This window comes from Pseudoalteromonas sp. SWYJ118 (genome assembly GCF_015864505.1).
GTDB lineage: Bacteria > Pseudomonadota > Gammaproteobacteria > Enterobacterales > Alteromonadaceae > Pseudoalteromonas > Pseudoalteromonas arctica.
This window is the reverse complement of record NZ_JADYXC010000002.1, coordinates 354,978-372,340: the sequence shown is the minus strand read 5'-3', so window position 1 is coordinate 372,340 and position 17,363 is coordinate 354,978. Positions and strand designations below refer to the sequence as shown.

Annotated in this window: 13 protein-coding genes; 10 read left to right on the top strand and 3 right to left on the bottom strand. The window is 39.2% G+C overall.

Annotation, left to right across the window (positions count from 1 at the left end; translation table 11 throughout):
* Positions 1–95: 95 nt before the first annotated feature.
* The 7 genes from zwf to I6F48_RS04320 all read left to right on the top strand — a co-directional run bounded on the left by zwf (position 96) and on the right by I6F48_RS04320 (position 9,565).
* Positions 96–1,568: a glucose-6-phosphate dehydrogenase gene (gene zwf / locus I6F48_RS04350; RefSeq protein WP_101163306.1), complete on the top strand. Its 1,473-nt coding sequence runs from the start codon at positions 96–98 to the stop codon at positions 1,566–1,568.
* A gap of 2 nt (positions 1,569–1,570) precedes the next feature.
* The gene (pgl, locus tag I6F48_RS04345; protein WP_165741606.1) at positions 1,571–2,281 is read left to right on the top strand and encodes a 6-phosphogluconolactonase; all 711 of its coding nucleotides are present in this window, start codon (positions 1,571–1,573) and stop codon (positions 2,279–2,281) included.
* Positions 2,282–2,617: 336 nt separating this feature from the next.
* Complete coding sequence (locus tag I6F48_RS04340; protein ID WP_002961447.1) at positions 2,618–3,322, top strand: SapC family protein; 705 nt, start codon at positions 2,618–2,620, stop codon at positions 3,320–3,322.
* 289 nt (positions 3,323–3,611) lie between these two features.
* The gene (locus I6F48_RS04335; RefSeq protein ID WP_010555079.1) at positions 3,612–4,643 is read left to right on the top strand and encodes an isoaspartyl peptidase/L-asparaginase family protein; all 1,032 of its coding nucleotides are present in this window, start codon (positions 3,612–3,614) and stop codon (positions 4,641–4,643) included.
* A 272-nt stretch (positions 4,644–4,915) separates the two neighbouring features.
* Positions 4,916–8,803, top strand: a complete 3,888-nt coding sequence (gene hrpA, locus I6F48_RS04330; RefSeq protein ID WP_197118893.1) for an ATP-dependent RNA helicase HrpA — start codon at positions 4,916–4,918, stop codon at positions 8,801–8,803.
* 75 nt (positions 8,804–8,878) lie between these two features.
* Entirely contained in the window at positions 8,879–9,259 is a 381-nt protein-coding gene (locus I6F48_RS04325; RefSeq protein ID WP_007581064.1) for a response regulator, read from the top strand.
* Positions 9,260–9,268: 9 nt separating this feature from the next.
* Positions 9,269–9,565 carry a PilZ domain-containing protein gene (locus tag I6F48_RS04320; protein ID WP_007581065.1) on the top strand — a complete coding sequence of 99 codons (297 nt, stop codon included), beginning with the start codon at positions 9,269–9,271 and terminating at the stop codon, positions 9,563–9,565.
* A gap of 30 nt (positions 9,566–9,595) precedes the next feature.
* Here I6F48_RS04320 and I6F48_RS04315 read toward each other — a convergent pair whose 3' ends face one another.
* Positions 9,596–10,786, bottom strand: a complete 1,191-nt coding sequence (locus tag I6F48_RS04315) for a class I SAM-dependent methyltransferase (RefSeq protein WP_197118892.1) — start codon at positions 10,784–10,786, stop codon at positions 9,596–9,598.
* A gap of 64 nt (positions 10,787–10,850) precedes the next feature.
* On the opposite strand from I6F48_RS04315, the gene I6F48_RS04310 reads away from it, so the two are divergent.
* Together I6F48_RS04310 and I6F48_RS04305 are read left to right on the top strand one after the other, a co-directional pair.
* Positions 10,851–11,582: an HD domain-containing protein gene (locus tag I6F48_RS04310; protein WP_206008658.1), complete on the top strand. Its 732-nt coding sequence runs from the start codon at positions 10,851–10,853 to the stop codon at positions 11,580–11,582.
* 1 nt (position 11,583) lies between these two features.
* The gene (locus I6F48_RS04305; protein ID WP_024590998.1) at positions 11,584–12,024 is read left to right on the top strand and encodes a VOC family protein; all 441 of its coding nucleotides are present in this window, start codon (positions 11,584–11,586) and stop codon (positions 12,022–12,024) included.
* Here I6F48_RS04305 and I6F48_RS04300 read toward each other — a convergent pair.
* Together I6F48_RS04300 and I6F48_RS04295 are read right to left on the bottom strand one after the other, a co-directional pair.
* Positions 12,021–13,013, bottom strand: coding sequence for a response regulator (locus tag I6F48_RS04300; protein WP_165728206.1), 993 nt, complete (start codon positions 13,011–13,013; stop codon positions 12,021–12,023). The genes I6F48_RS04305 and I6F48_RS04300 overlap by 4 nt on opposite strands.
* 3 nt (positions 13,014–13,016) lie before the next feature.
* Positions 13,017–16,349, bottom strand: a complete 3,333-nt coding sequence (locus I6F48_RS04295) for an MHYT domain-containing protein (protein ID WP_165740682.1) — start codon at positions 16,347–16,349, stop codon at positions 13,017–13,019.
* Between the two features lie 343 nt (positions 16,350–16,692).
* Between I6F48_RS04295 and I6F48_RS04290 the strand changes: the two genes are divergently transcribed.
* A complete protein-coding gene (locus I6F48_RS04290) occupies positions 16,693–17,325 on the top strand; it encodes a M48 family metallopeptidase (RefSeq protein ID WP_442960271.1) in 633 nt (210 codons plus the stop codon).
* The last annotated feature ends 38 nt before the right edge of the window (positions 17,326–17,363 follow it).

The window sequence follows — 17,363 nt, the reverse complement described above, 5'->3', positions numbered from 1 at the left end:
TTAAATACAGCTATAAAAGCCATCTAATCTAGCAATAAATAGGCATACCCGCGCATTTATAAAGTGTACTGGGTATCACAACGTAGAGAGTAACTATGCTTAATCCTTTTGATATTATAATTTTTGGGGGCGGTGGTGATCTTGCGTTACGCAAATTGCTACCTGCAATGTACAGAGCATATCAAGAAGGTAACTTACCTGAAGGCTCACGTATCCTACCAACAGTACGCGAAGAATCGAAACGTGCTGAATACATAGAAACAGCGCATAAAGCATTACAAGAATTTTTAAGCAAAGGTGAGTTTAACGCTAAAGATTGGAAAGCATTTTCTACTTTTTTAGTGCCAGTGGTAAGTAATGTTACAGAAGCAGACGACAACTGGGATGTGCTAAAAGGCATTTTAGATGAGCACGAAAGCACTAAGTCTCGCGTGTTTTATTTATCGCTTCCGCCTGCTGTTTACGGCACATGTTGTGAAATATTATCGACTAAAGGTTTAATTACACCTACATCACGCGTTGTTGTTGAAAAGCCTATTGGTTATTGCGGTGATTCTGCTGAAGCAATTAATGGAAAAATTGCAGAATTTTTTAATGAAGAGCAAATTTTCCGTATTGACCATTACTTAGGTAAAGAAACAGTACAAAACTTAATGGCGCTACGTTTTTCAAACTCATTGTTTGAAAATATGTGGGATGCTAAATCTATTGATAACATCCAAATTAGCTTATCAGAAACTGTTGGCCTTGAAAGCCGTGCTGGTTTTTACGATAAAGCCGGTGCACTTCGTGACATGGTTCAAAACCATTTATTACAACTACTTTGTTTAGTTGCAATGGAGTCGCCTAATAAGCTTAACGCTAACAGCATTCGTAACGAAAAATTAAAAGTATTAGAAGCACTTCGCCCACTAGTAGGTGGTGATGTTGATGAAAATATTGTGCGTGGTCAATACGTACCAGGTGACTTAAACGGTAAAATTGTACCGGGTTACTTAGAAGAGCTAAATGAAGGTTCTAGTAAAACAGAAACGTTTGTAGCTATTCGTGCGCATATTGATAACTGGCGCTGGGCGGGTGTTCCATTTTACCTTCGTACGGGTAAACGTATGGCTAAGCGCTGTGCAGAAATTGTGGTTGAATACAAAAAAGTATCTCACAATATCTACGAAGATAACGTGGGTAATATCGAGCCCAATCGTCTTGTTATTCGTTTGCAGCCAGAGGAAACAATTCAACTAACGCTTATGTCTAAGCGTCTTGATAACCTTCAAATGCAACTTGAACCAGTAACAATGAATATTGAGCTTTCACAAGCTTACAGCAATGGTTTTCACTCAGATGCGTACAAGCGTTTAATGCTTGATGCCGCTGCAAATAACCCATCATTATTTATTCACCGTGATGAAGTTCGTCAAGCGTGGAAATGGATTGATCCAATCATTGACCGTTGGCAAGACAAAGGCAAGCCTGCGCTTTACCGTGCTGGTAGCTGGGGTCCTGAGGATGCTGATGAACTATTGGCAGAAAAAAGCCACGTGTGGTTTAACACAGGCGATAAGGTATAAGCATGGCAACACTAGTTGAAAAATTTTTTGACGATAAAGATGCGTTAACAGCTGAGCTTTCTGCAACGCTTGAGCAATCACTACGTGATGGTATTAAAAATGATGGCCGTGCTGTATTAATGGTGTCGGGTGGCTCGTCTCCTGCGCCCGCTTATAAGCATCTATCAACGCTTGATTTAGATTGGCAACATGTTGATGTTGCTATGGTTGATGAACGCTGGGTAGACCCAAGCCATGAAAAAAGTAACGAAGCGTTTATTAAAAGCACGTTATTACAAAATTTTGGCAGTGCTGCAAACTTTATAACCATGAAAAACGATGCTGCAACCGCGCAGCAAGGCAGTGAAGTGTGTGAAGCCGCTTACAGTGCTTTAAAAGCGCCATACGATGTAACTATTCTAGGCATGGGCCCAGATGGTCATACAGCGTCGTTATTCCCAAATGCAGACGGTTTAGAGCACGGTTTAACAACTGAGCAAACAGTATGTGCAATTAATGCGATACAAAGTGATGTGACGGGTAGTATTACTGAGCGAATGACCTTAACGCTAAATGCCATTGCGCAATCTAAAGTGGTTAAGCTTTTAATTAGCGGTGAAGAAAAACTCGCTGTTTATAAGCAAGCAAAAGCGGGCGGCGATGTTCATGACATGCCACTTCGCGCTGTGCTTAATCACCCAAGTATAAATATTGAAGTATATTGGGCGCCTTAATTTAGGTGCTAATTTAACTTTTAAAGGCCGCTTATATAAGCGGCCTTTTTTATTTGCTCAAATTTAAGCCTAAACACTGCAAAAAAACAGTCCTGAACTGTTAACCAATGTTAATGAATAACTTTGGTTTGTATTAAAATCAACCATGAAGTGTGTTGTTTTTGAACAGAATTTATGAGTTTGAGCTGTATGTTTTTTAGCAACGCTCAGATTTGGTTAGATTTTATTTTTTCATGGTCGCTGTCATAAAAGTTTCCCTTCCTTTTTTAGCTCAAAAGCATTAGCCTAAAGGTATTAACAATGAAACATATAAATTAAAATAAACGGAGCAGTAACATGGCGGAGCAACAAGTACAGCCTTTACACAACGAAAAGCATGCCAACACTAAAATTCAAAACGGCATCAATGTAGAATTCATGAAAACTCAACATTTAGTGCCAGTAGTTGCACATGAGTTTGCACGCGTAGCAAACGAGTTTCCAATGTCATTCGTTAAAAACAACGAAAGCGGCACTTTTCAAGCTGTTGCTATGTTTGGCTTAGAGCCAGGCGAAAACCTTTTTGTAGAAGATGGTAAATGGACTGCAGCATTTGCACCTATGGCATCTACTCGTTACCCACTGGGCTTAGTTAAACACCCAGATCAAGATCAATACGGTATCGTAATTGACGAAGCAAGTGCGCTTGTTGGTGAAGACGAAGGTAATGCATTATTTGAAAACGGCGAAGAAACAGATTACCTAAAACGTCGTAAAGAAGCGCTTGTATCTTTTATTGAGTTTTCTCAAGTAACTGAAGCGTTCACTAAATTCCTTGCTGATAAAGAGCTACTAATTGCGCAAACGCTTACAGTAGACATTAAAGGCGAGAAAAAAGACATCAACGGTATTTACCTTATCGATGAGAAAAAGCTAAACGAGTTAAGCGATGCTGATTTCTTAGAGCTTCGTAAACGTGGTTACTTAGCACCAATTTATTCTTTCTTAACGTCTACTCATCAAGTAGCACGTTTAGCGCGTTTAAAAGCTAAACAAGCTTAATTATACCAATTGCATTAAATTAGTGATCTATTATAGCGATAAGAAAATAGCTCAATAACAAGGCTAAAATTATGATACATAGTTGTTCTATATAAATAATTTCAACGTAGTTAGTGAGCTATTTAATACGCTAGAATGATCATGTTTTTAATAAAATTGGTATTACAAACACGTAAAATTTTAAAAAGCGCCTTAAGGCGCTTTTTTTATGCCATTAAACTCACTTTAGTTGAAATTAAGCCCGCAACCATTCACATTAGTTTATAACTTTCCCATAAAAGAACTCATTATGAAAACACCCTTATTAGCAATTTTTGCGAGCAGCCTTTTTGCTTTAAGTAATAGCGTATTCGCTGCAGAGACTCCTTTTGCCATTGCGATTCATGGTGGGGCAGGGACAATAGAAAAAGCACGATTTACACCCGCTCAAGAAAAGCAGTACCGCGCTAAATTAACAGAGGCTGTAGAGACAGGTTATAAAGTATTGCACCAAGGCGGTGAAAGTTTAGATGCGGTAACTGCGGCAATTACAGTATTAGAGCAATCGCCTTATTTTAATGCAGGGCGTGGAGCGGTATACACTTACGATGGCGGGCATGAGCTTGATGCATCCATAATGGATGGTCGAAACCGTGAAGCAGGCGCCGTTGCGGGTGTAAAGCATATTGAGAGCCCGATTAAATTAGCGCGTTTGGTCATGGATAACTCTGTACACGTAATGCTTAGTGGGCAAGGCGCTGAGGAGTTTGCTAAAGAGCAAGGTGTTGAACTTGTCGAAAATAACTTATTTGATACCGAGCCTCGTTACAAAGCGCTTTTAAAAGCAAAACAAAAATTAGATAAAGCCAAAGCAACCAGTAAAGAGTACCAAGCCGCGCACAAAGCATTGCCTAACTCTTACAAAATGGGCACGGTTGGCGCAGTGGCGCTTGATAAAAACGGTAATTTAGCGGCAGGTACATCCACAGGTGGTATGACGGCAAAACGTTATGGCCGTGTAGGTGACGCGCCGGTAATTGGTGCTGGGACATTTGCTGAAAACGAATCGTGCGCAGTATCGGCAACAGGGCACGGTGAATATTTTATTCGCTATAACGTAGCGAGCGATATATGTGCGCGTGTTAAGTATCAAGGTAAAACCATAGCTGAAGCTGGAGATGAAGTTATAAACGGTGTGCTTAAGCCAATTGGTGGCACTGGTGGCGTTATTATTATTGATACTAAGGGGAATATTAGCTTGCCGTTTAATACCTCTGGCATGTATCGGGCAAGTAAATCGAATACGCAAGCGACCTACGTGGGCATTTTTAACGACGAATAAGCCAAAGTAATTTAATTAACCTCAACTCTGGTTAAGAGATTTACTAACATATTGAACCACAATGATATTTTAATTCATTTATTGCTAACCAGTTATTTTCAGTGCAGTTAGCGCTGAAAATAACTGCTTGAGATAGATTTATTATTCGCAGTTTAGGTGAATCGCAGCGTTTATATAACAAACAACCCCGTGTTATGCATTTTGTAGGATTAACCCCGGCCGTTTAATTTGATACAATTATGGCTCTTTAACTAATTTTGTAAGGTATGCGGGTGGTAAACCTAGGTCAGTTGTTTGGCGAGCTAAAAACGTGCTTGAAAAAAGATCAATTCATTTTCAAAAAACGCTTACATGGCGTAAAAAAAATAACGGATGAAAACAAGCATGCCAACGCGCTTGAAAAAATAGCGGCTGATATAACCCGTAGCCAAGAATTACGCGATAAACGCTTAGCGGGCCTTCCTAAAGTGACTTACCCTGAGCAATTGCCAGTAAGTCAAAAAAAGGAAACAATTAAAGACGCCATTGCAAATAACCAAGTGGTTATTATTGCCGGTGAGACGGGCTCAGGTAAAACAACTCAAATACCTAAAATGTGTTTAGAGCTTGGTCGTGGTGTTGATGGCTTAATAGGCCATACTCAACCACGCCGACTCGCTGCGCGAACGGTGGCTAACCGTATTGCTGAAGAAATGAAGTGCGAACTTGGTCAGCAAGTCGGTTTTAAAATTCGTTTTAGCGATCAGGTTTCTAATAATACGTACGTTAAACTCATGACTGACGGTATTTTACTGGCAGAAATTCAGCAAGATCGATTTTTAAACCAATACGACACCATAATTATAGATGAAGCGCATGAGCGTAGTTTAAACATCGACTTTATTTTAGGTTACTTAAAAAACCTACTTCCAAAACGTCCCGATTTAAAAATAATAATTACGTCTGCAACCATCGATCCTGAGCGCTTTTCAAAGCATTTTAATGATGCGCCCATTATAGAAGTATCGGGCCGTACTTTCCCTGTTGATGTGCGTTACAACCCAACGGCCGATATTAATAAAGAAGATATGGAAGCCGAGGGCGATCAGCTACAAGGTATTTTTGATGCTGTTGACGAGCTGTGCGCGGAAGGTCCTGGCGACATACTGATATTTTTAAACGGTGAGCGTGAAATACGCGATACCGCTGATGCACTTAGCAAGCGTAATTTAAAACACACTGATGTATTACCACTTTACTCGCGCTTATCTAACGCAGAGCAAAACCGTATATTTGCGCCACATTCTCGTCGTCATATTATTTTATCGACCAACGTAGCCGAAACGTCACTAACCGTGCCTGGTATTCGTTATGTCATAGATCCAGGTACTGCGCGTATAAGCCGCTACAGTTATCGTACAAAAGTTCAGCGCCTGCCAATAGAACCTATATCGCAAGCAAGTGCTAATCAGCGTATGGGTCGTTGTGGACGTGTTGAAGCGGGTATTTGTATTCGCTTGTACTCTGAGGATGATTTTTTATCGCGCCCAGAGTTTACCGACCCTGAAATACTGCGTACTAATCTTGCCTCAGTTATTTTGCAAATGTTGGCACTCGGGCTTGGTGATATGGCGCAATTTCCGTTTGTGCAAGCACCAGATAGCCGTAATATAAGTGATGGTTTATCGTTATTAGAAGAACTACAAGCAGTAAAACCAGACAAACGTGATAGTAAAACGAGTTTAACCGCTTCAGGTAGAGAACTCAGCCGATTACCGGTAGACCCTCGTTTAGCTAAAATGGTGCTCACAGCTCACAAACTTGGCGCATTGCGTGAAGTGATTGTTATTGTGGCGGCGCTGTCGATTCAAGATCCACGCGAACGCCCGCAAGAAAAACGTGCTGCAGCTAACGAAAAACACGGTCGCTTTGACGACCCAGATTCAGACTTTATCGCTTTTTTGAACTTATGGAATTACTTAGAAGAGCAGCAAAGCGAGCTGACTAACGGCCAGTTTAGAAAGCTGTGTCAAAAAGATTTCCTAGCCTATATGCGTTTGCGTGAGTGGCAAGATATTGTTTATCAAATAAGTACTGTGTGTAACGAAATGGGCATGAAAGCAACCAGCCAAGCGGCTGATGGCGAACTTGTTCATAAAGCGTTATTAAGCGGAATGCTGAGCCATATTGGCTTTAAAGATGAGAAGCAAATATACAAAGGTGCACGTAATAGTCAGTTTCATATTTTTCCGGGTTCAGGTTTATTTAAAAAGAGTCCTAAATGGATCATGTCAGCGGAGCTGGTAGAAACCAGTAAATTATATGCCCGCACAAATGCAAAAATAGACATTAACTGGGTAGAACCATTAGCACAGCATTTAGTAAAACGTAGCTACACAGAGCCACACTGGGAGAAAAAGCCAGGTGCGGTAATCGCGTTTGAGCAGCAAACTTTGTACGGCTTACTTGTTGTAAATAAACGCCGCTGTGTTTATAGCAATATTGACCCTAAAGTGAGCCGAGAGCTTTTTGTACGCACTGCATTAGTTGAACAAGAGCTGGGCTTAAACGAGGGCTTTTTAGCGTTTAACAGTGAGCTTATTGAAGATATTCAAGTACTGGAAAATAAGTCTCGTCGTCGTGATATTTTAGTTGATGAGCAAACGTTATTTGAGTTTTACGATAAAAAAATACCCAAAGAAATTAATAACCGCGCTGCATTTTTAAAATGGTATAAAACACAAAAACAACAAAATAAACATTACTTACACATGACCCGTGAAGAGCTAATGCAGCATGGTGCAAGTAATATCACTGAGTTTGACTACCCTGACACATGGCAGCAAGACAATATTATATTACCGCTTGCTTATCATTTTGACCCAGGACAAGCGGTTGATGGTGTTGCGGTGCAAATACCGGTAGCACTGTTGAATCAAGTACAAGAGAGTGGTTTTGACTGGCATATACCTGCATTTAGACATGAGCTAATAAGTGGGCTTATAAAGTCATTGCCTAAATCGCTTCGCCGTAATTTTGTGCCAGCACCAAATTATGCAGATGCAGTACTTGCAGCTATTGAGCCAATGCAAGGTAGCTTAATTGATGCTTTAGCTACGCGCTTATTAAGAATGACAGGTGTGAGAGTTGATGCAGAAGCGTGGGATTTAACCGCGCTTGCACCGCATTTACGATTGCAGTTTGAAGTACGTGATGAACACGATAAGTTACTTGCTCGTGGACTTGATTTAGCCAAACTTAAAGCAGAGCTGCAAGGTGAAGTAACCGAAACACTGTCTAAAGTAGCCGATAAAGGCATTGAAAAATCAGACCTAACACAATGGGACTTTGGTGAGCTGCCAGCGTCATATGTTAAAAAACAAGGTCAATACGAAATAAAAGCATACCCTGCGCTGGTGGATAAAAAATCAGCCGCTGCAGTGGAGCTTTTTGATAGTGAAGCAAAAGCGCAGCAAGCGCATCAACAAGGTTTGCGCCGTTTAGTATTGTTAAATGTGCCGTCGCCAATTAAGTACTTACAACAAAACTTACCGAATAAGGCAAAGCTGGGTTTGTACTTTAATCCATTTGGTAAAATAGCTGATTTAATTGATGATTGTATCGCCGCAGGTGTTGATAGCTTATTAGTGAAACACGGCGATATACGCGATGAAAAAGCATTTGAAACAGTAAAAGAGCAAATACGAGGTGAGCTCGGTGATGCCGTTGTATCGATTGCAACGCAAGTTGAGCAAGTATTAAGTATTGCGCACGCACTGCATAAAAAAATGAAAGGGCGCGTTGATTTAACCATGATAACCGCGCATGGCGATATAAAATCACAGCTTGAGTCACTTATATTTAAAGGTTTTGTGAGCGCGCATGGCGCAGATAAAATAACGGATTTAATTCGTTATTTAAAAGCGATTCAAAAACGTTTAGAGAAGCTGCCTGTGGATCCAAATCGTGATAGGTTATGCGTACTAGAGTTGGATAAAGTTGCTCAAGAGTACAAAAAAGTAGTTAATAAAACGCCTAAAGGCTTGCCTATTCCACAAGAAGTAACCGCTATTTTTTGGATGCAACAAGAGCTTAGAGTGTCGCTATTTGCTCAAACGCTTGGAACTCCTTACCCAATTTCGGCTAAGCGAGTACTTAATGCGATAAAAGAGATAGAATAAAACTTGCATTTTCTATTAAGCTTAGTACCTTAATAGGAGGATTTATTTTTGTTTTGAAAAGGAAGTGACATAGTTATGTCCTCATCGATTGAACATAAAACAAAGCGACTTTTAGTGGTAGACGACGAGTATTTTAATTTTGAAATGCTCAAAGCAGCACTCGCGTCGAAATTTGATGTTAGTTATGCAGATTCAGGGCAAAGCTGTCTTGCATCGGCAATTGCGAGTCCGCCAGATATAATTTTGCTTGATGTTTGTATGCCTGGTCTTGATGGTTATGATACATGCCGAATGCTAAAACACACACCTGAAACAAAAAATATTCCTGTTGTTATGGTATCGGGCCTAGAGTCTCCATCTGAAAAACAAGCAGGGTTTGACGCTGGTTGTAACGCATATGTTGTAAAGCCATTTTCAGTGGGTGCTTTGTTGGAAGAAATTAACACGGTTTTTTAGAGGTAACGTATGTTTACTGATGATAAGCGAAATTTTAGACGCATGCAGATCAATACACCTGCAAATTTAACAACGATAGAACCAATAGCGGGTTTAAGTTTTGCCGCAGAGTGCGTGGATTTAAGTGCAACAGGTTTATCAATTCATTTAGATGAATTACTTGAACCTAATACATTACTGACGGTGAACATTGATTCGACTCACCCAAGTATTGCGCCTTTAAATGCAACAGCAAAAGTAATACGTGCCAGCAAAGAAGATGATGGCACGGTAACAGCAGGTCTTGAAATCATTCAGTTTAACTAACTTGAATCCAGTTAAACTCAATAGTAGATATTAAAAAACCTTACAGATTAAGCCTTTTAAGTAAAAGCCTTCAGGGTAGCTGCCAGCAATTGGGTGATCAGCTGCCTGGTTTAATCGCTCCATTATAAGTAGGTCTTTACCTGCATCAAGTGCTGCATCGGCTACTACTTTTTGAAATAAGTTTTGTTCCATTAAACCAGAGCATGAGAACGTTAGTAATGTTCCACCTGGTTTTAGTATTTGCATGGCAATCATATTGATATCTTTATAACCACGACACGCACCGGTTAGCTGCGCTTTATTATCAGCAAACTTTGGTGGGTCCATTACGATGGTATCAAACTGTCTACCTTCGTCGCGGTATTGGCGTAGTAACTTAAATACGTCCTGCTTAACAAAACTTACTTTATTTAAATCTAAGTTATTATGTTCAACATTACGTTTTGCTGTATCTAAAGCGGGTTGAGATACATCTACGTTAGTTACATGCTCACATCCACCACGCAGGGCGTACAACGAAAATGTACCTGTATAACTAAAACAGTTAAGTACCGTTTTACCCTTTGAGAAGCGCTCAAGTGCGGCGCGGCTATCGCGCTGGTCTAAATAAAAGCCCGTTTTATGTCCATCAATTATATCGACTTCAATTTTAAAACCGTTTTCCTCAATAAGTACCGGCTGTGTTGGTGCATTACCCCAAAGAGCGCCTTTTATTGGCTCTAAGCCTTCTTTAGTGCGTACTTCTACGTCTGAGCGCTCGTATATGCTAGAGCCTGGGAAAATAGACATCAACGCGCCAACAATCTCGCCTTTATGACGCTCGGCACCCGCACTTAGTAGCTGACACACTAACACGTTATCAAACTTATCGATTGTAACGCCTGGTAAGTAATCAGACTCCGCAGCACATAATCTAAAGCCTGTGAGCCCGCCTTCTTCAATTACTTGGCTACGTGCTTCTAATGAGCGGCGTAAACGGCGTTCAAAAAAGTTTTGATCGATTACTTCTTTTTCGTCAAAGCTCCAAACACGTGCACGAATTTGTGAGTGAGGGCTGTAAGCAGCAGTTGCTAAATACTTACCTTCGCTATCGTGAATCGTTACTGTGTCGCCTAATCCAGGTTTACCTTTAATTTTTTTGATGGCTTTTGAAAATAACCAAGGGTGTTTTCTTTTTAATGATTTATCGCGACCAGCTTGTAGGTAAACGGCAGATGACATAAGGCTTCTCAGTAGTAATAAATAAGCGCTGTATTTTAGTCAAGCAAGGAGCAACATACAATGAATGTTTTGCAAGGTGGGCATAAAGCACGGTAAAGTACGGATAATTTATCGATTCATTAGCTTTTGGAACCTAATAGTGCCTGACGCCGTTTTAAGCCCCGATTTAAAAATACTTAATTCACAATGTAGAGAATTTATAACCTCTTTAGTGCATGCCGATGTAGCTCACGATATTACTCATATAGAGCGAGTGGTGCGCGTTGCAATACAGTTATGTAATGCGGAGCAGGCAAACATGTCAGTTGTATTACCTGCAGCGTGGATGCATGACTGTGTGGCGGTGGCTAAAAATCATCCTGATCGTGCAAAAGCCTCTACTATGGCAGCCGATAAGGCATTGGAATTTTTAAAATCTATTAATTATGACGAGTCACTTTTTGATGAGATTCATCATGCCATTGCCGCTCATAGTTTCAGCGCAAATATAAAAATTAAAACAGTTGAAGCGCAAATAGTACAAGATGCTGACAGAATGGATGCATTGGGCGCTATTGGGGTGAGTCGCTGCATGAAAGTAGGCGGATCAATTTCTCGGTTATTGTATAATCCAGAAGACCCTTTTTGTGTTGAACGCGAGGCTGATGATAAAACATACACGCTTGATCACTTTTTTATAAAGTTATTACATATTGCCGATAGTATGAATACGCCATCTGCTAAAGCAGAAGCGAACAGGCGTACAAGGTATATGCATGACTTTTTAGAGCAATTAAAGTCAGAAATAGGTGAGTAACGTGAATAATACAAGCATACCTAAATTATCTGGGATTGATCATTGCCATTTAAATGTTGATAACTTGGTTGATGCCGTTAAGTGGTATGAGCGTGTTTTAGGTTTTAGTGTAGTACCCGAGCTTGCCTTTTGGGATGAGGACGGACGCGGCCCTTTAACACTTGAAGATACTAGTTCAACAACTCGTTTAGCACTTTTTGAAGGTGAGGGGCGTAGTAAAGGGATTGCATTTTTGGCCTCAGGGGATCAATTTATTCAATGGCGTAATCATCTTGAGGGTTTAAACATAAAAGCAGTGCTAGCGGATCATGGTGTAACGTTTTCTATGTACTTTAAAGATGAAAGCGGTAATAGCCATGAAATTACCTCACATGACTATCGTTATATAAAGTCTTACTATCCAAATGTTGAGCTTGGCTCTCACAGCGCTAAAAAGAATTAGCTTTCTTGATTTGAATTTTTTATAGCAAGAATATCGTCTAAGTTTTTCACAAATAGTTCGATTAGAGCGGGATCAAAATGAGCTCCTGCTTGCTCTTGCATATGCAAAACTGTTTTCTCTACACTCCATGCCTCTTTATAAGGGCGTTTTGAAGTCAGAGCATCAAAAACGTCAGCAACGGCAACAATTCTACCTTCAATTGATATTTCTTCGCCTTTGATCCCGTTAGGATAGCCTGAACCATCCCATTTTTCGTGGTGTTCAATAGCAAGTTTATGAGCGAGTTGTAATAATGGCGATGAAGAATTTGCTAATATTTGTGCACCAATTATGGCGTGTTTCTTCATATGTTCAAACTCTTCAAAAGTTAACTTTCCTGGCTTGAGTAAGATAGCATCAGGGATACCAATTTTCCCAACATCGTGCATTGGGGCGGCTTGGCGTAAAAGCTCTGCACTTTGCTCATCCATACCTAGCGCTAATGCTAATACTTTGCTGTATTGGCTCATACGCACTATATGTTCGCCAGTGTCAGTATCTTTATATTCAGCAGCACGGCCTAGGCGTTGTACTAAATCTACATGTGCTTGTTTTAATTGCTCAGCTTGCACTAGCGACAAGTGAGTTTTAACTCTAGCTCTTACAATAGCAGGGCTTATTGGCTTAGTAATATAATCTACGGCGCCTAACTCAAAACCTTTATATTCATCGCTTTCATCACCAAGTGCAGTTACAAAAATAATTGGGATGTGTGATGTTTTAGGGTTACCTTTAACTATTTGACATACTTCAAAACCATTCATATCTGGCATCATTATGTCGAGCAAGATTAGCTTTGGTAGTTCTTTTTCAAGTAGTGCCAATGCGGCATCACCCGATTTAGCAAACGACATACGATATTGATTACCTAACACTTCGCGCATTACTTTTAGATTTGCAGGCTCATCGTCAACAATTAATACTCGCGGCCTATCTGTTGTAAAATCCATTAATTAATACTCATTGTTTGTTAGTTTTTCAAGTAAGGTTTCTAGTATTACGTGTGCTTTATCAAAATCAAATTCATCAAAGGCCTCGGCTATAGCATCAACTTCATTTTTATAGATTGAAGGTGCGCCGCGTTGCAGCTTTGCTAATAGCTCATCATTTAGCTCTGCATTTTGTGCATCTTGATAAAGCGTCTTACACAGTGACTTAATTTCATCAATTGATAGCGTGTCAGAACTATTATCTTCAGGCTTACTACTTGGCTTATCGCAAGTATTAGATGATAGCAATTGTGAGATGACAAGTAGCTCGTTTTTTATATCCTCTAAAGTACTAATAACTTTAGCGTCACTTTGTTTTTGCTCTAAATCGGTTAATAACTTCATTAATGTTATTAGACCTAAGTTACCAGCAACACCTTTAAGTGTGTGAATGGTGCTATCGACATCTTTTATGTTTGATAATTTATCACTGAATAATGTTTCGAACCGTTTATTACTGTCACTAATAAATTTAGTAATCTCTGTAAGTTGTTTACACTTAGAACCCCAAAGGGCTAACCCTTTTTCAAAATCTATATGCTGCGCTTTAGGATCGCTTTGCGATATAACCATTTCTTTTGCAATACCAAGACCAAGCACTTGTGCTATTTCTTGGTTTAGCTGATTTATATCGACGGGTTTATTTGCAAAGCCATTCATGCCTGCTTTTTTAGCCGTAAGCTTATCTTGTTGTAATACACTGGCTGTGAGCGCGATAATTGGCGTGTATTTAATTTGTCTTTGATTTTCTATTGCTCTTATTTTTTGTGTTGCCTCTATGCCATCACACAATGGCATATGTATATCCATTAAAATGACATCAAAGTCTTGTTCTTCAAATACTTTAATCGCTTCAAGTCCGTTAGATGCCTTGGTAACTGCATGCTGATCGCGTGACAGGAGTAAAGAAAGTAGTTCTGTATTTTGCTCGATATCGTCAACCACTAACACCCTAAGTGCAGGCAGTTGTGTGTGTAGACCATCAAAATGATCTATTTTAGTTTCGTCACCTAAAGTAAGCGGCAATGAAAAGTAAAAGCAGGTGCCTTTACCTAGTTCACTTACTAAGTTTATTGTTCCGCCCATAAGCTCTACAAGTTGTTTGCTTATGGTAGTACCAAGACCTGTACCACCAAAACGGCGAGTAGTAGTACCATCGGCTTGTTCGAAAGGTTGAAACACTGCTTGAATACGATCTTTTGCAATACCAATACCGGTATCTTGCACTTCAAAAAACAGATGCTGATTTTGTGTTATAGCAACAGTTACGGTAACAGAGCCTTTTTCGGTAAACTTAATAGCATTACCAATTAAATTAGTAAGTACTTGCCTGAGTCGATCTGGGTCACCGTAATAAGTAGCACTTACTGATTCTTTAATATGAAGTTTAAGTTCTAAATCTTTCTTTTTAGCTTCTAACCAAAAAGTAGAAATAATACTGTCTATTACCGGCTTTAAACTAAAGTGTATTGGCTCAATAGTGAGCTTACCGCGTTCCAGTTTTGCAGAATCGAGAATTTCATTTAATAATCTAAGTAATGAACGCGCTGCATTATTTACGGTCACTAAATGCTTTTGTTGTTCTTGATCAAGTGGGGTATCCATTAACAAGTCACTAAAACCTATTATAGAATTCATTGGGGTGCGTATTTCATGGCTCATATTAGCCATAAAAGATTGCTTTGCATAAGCAGCTTCTTCAGCTTTAAATTTAGCTTGCTCTAGTTTTTCTTCATATTCTTTGCGTTCTGTAATATCGACTAAAACACCATCAATCCACTTTGCTTGGCCTTGGGGGTCAAAGTCGATGCTGCCTTTATCTAAAAGCCATAAGATTTTACCGCTTCTGTGGCGAATTCTGTATTCGATTGAATACTGACGTTTTTCTTCTACGGCTTTTGTGACGGCATCTACAATAGGTTGCTGGTCTGATTTTAAAACTAGATCGTTAAATTCAATGCAATGTTCAGTAAATTCATTAGGGTTATAACCCGTTAACTCGTTGATGCTCGGGCTGATAAAAAGCATGGTCCAGTTATCATCAAATTTACACCTAAAAGCCACACCTGGCATGTTATCCATTAAAGAGCGATACTTTTGTTCTTTTTCCTCTAGGCTTTTTTGTAAAGCTCGTTGCTCTGATAAGTCTGTTATGAAGCCTACGTATAGAGGATTTTGCCCTGGCTGATTAACTTCTCCAATCCCCAAACGAATCGGGAATAAGTGGCCATTTTTATGCTTTGCAAAAATTTCACGGTTAACACCGATTACTTTACCTAAATCAATATTTTTAGCTTTAGAAAGGTAGCTATCGTGATGCATCGCGATAGCATCATCCATTAGCATTTTAATATTATGATTTTGTACTTCATTTTCGTGCCAGCCAAAAATTTTACTGGCTGATTCGTTAAAGCTCAAAATAATGCCGGTGTGATCAATCGTTACGATTCCATCAATGGCTGTGCCTAAAATTGCGTTTAAGCGAGACTCGTCGGCTGACTTTTCTTCAAGTAACATTTTATATCTGACCATGCCATTAAGTACCGCTACTACGCTTGTAATGGCAATCGTTGCAGTTGCAACCGCGATGGCTACAAAAGTGAGCCCAGCAGAAGCATTTGCGTCGTCATATAAAAGAGGAGATGTTGCAACAAAGCGTGTAGATGCCATGCCCATATAATGCATAGCAGCAACAGCAAAGCCTAATATTGTAGCGCTGATGGCTCTATTTTGTAGGTATGATAGTTTTGGAAAAAATTTTTCAAGATTAAAGCGGCTATATAACGCTATAAACGAAAGAGCGACGGCAACTAAAATTGAAAGGCCAAAGGTCAGTGGGTCATAGCGCAACATTGGGGAAAGCTCCATTGCAGCCATACCGCTGTAATGCATTGTACCAATACCAGCCCCTAGTAAGATGGAGCAAATGCTGAGCACTCTAAAGTTTCCATCACTATTTACAAGTATTGATACTGCATACTGACATGCTAATAAAGCAGGAAGAAAAGAGAGTAGTGTGATTGTTGGATCGTAGCTTATATTAGTACATAGCGAAAAAGCTAACATACCTATAAAGTGCATACTCCAAATACCAGAAGAAAATACAGTTGCTGCGGTTATATTTGCTAAACGTTGATAACGAGGGAATTTAGTCTCTTTTGCTAAATCAATGAGCTTTGTAGTAAAAAAAGCAGCAAAAATGGCTATTAATACAGACATTGAGACTAGAAGAGGGTCGTAAACCCCATTGAGTATTAGGCTTGGATCTTGGTCTGTAATGAAGAAAGCTGATAGCATAACGGCTCGAAATATAATCTTTATTTTACAAGTTTAATCTAATTTACTAATAAATGAACCGTTATTTCTAATCGCGCTATAAAGTGACGAATTCTAACCAAGTTTATTTATTTTTTGTTATTGAAGTAAATAAAATATTTTAACTTTCAATTCAAATAAAACAGACGGCTCAATCTATAGCTTATTATAATAAAGTGGATTAGGAGTTAGGTGCGACTGTATGCCTAAGAGTTTAAAATTGATGGTAATATGGATTATATAAACGGATGCAATATTTAGAGTTTAGGTCGTGTTTGAATATCAACTAAAAAAGAGTACTAGACGCAAAACAGTCGCAATAAAAGTGCATAGTCAAAAGGTAACTGTGTATGCGCCACATTTTGTCGCAAAAAAACACATTGATACTTGGTTATTTGACAAACAAGAGTGGGTTGCAGAACAATTAAAAAAACAATTGTCAATTGATGACACTAAGCAGTACCCTTTTGAATCTAAAAAAATAAGTGTTTTTTCAGAAACTATTTATTTGAAATTGGACTCAGGCCAAGATTCCAAAGTAACCCCGTATGATGACCACTTACTTATTACAATATCTCCTCGAGTTAAAAACACTAATCAAAAGTATCGACAGCTATTAGAGACTTATTTAAAAGAGCAGCTTATTGCTTACATAGAAATGCGTTTAGCGTATTTCTGTACTCAAATGGGTGAAGAGTTGCCAAATGATTTAAAAATAGGTGTTTATAAACGAAAGTGGGGGAGTTGTAATAGCAAGCGAGAACTCACTTTTAATTTACATCTTATAGGTGCTCCTTACCACGCTATAGATTATGTGATTGTTCATGAGCTTGCCCATTTAAAGTATTTAAATCATAGCAAAGCTTTTTGGCAGCGAGTAGAGGCGTTTTTCCCCGATTACAAAACATCATCTAATTGGTTAAAACAAAATGGTATGAGTTTACAGTGGGTGTTTTGATGTTACTGAATATAGGAATATAGGAATATAGGAATATA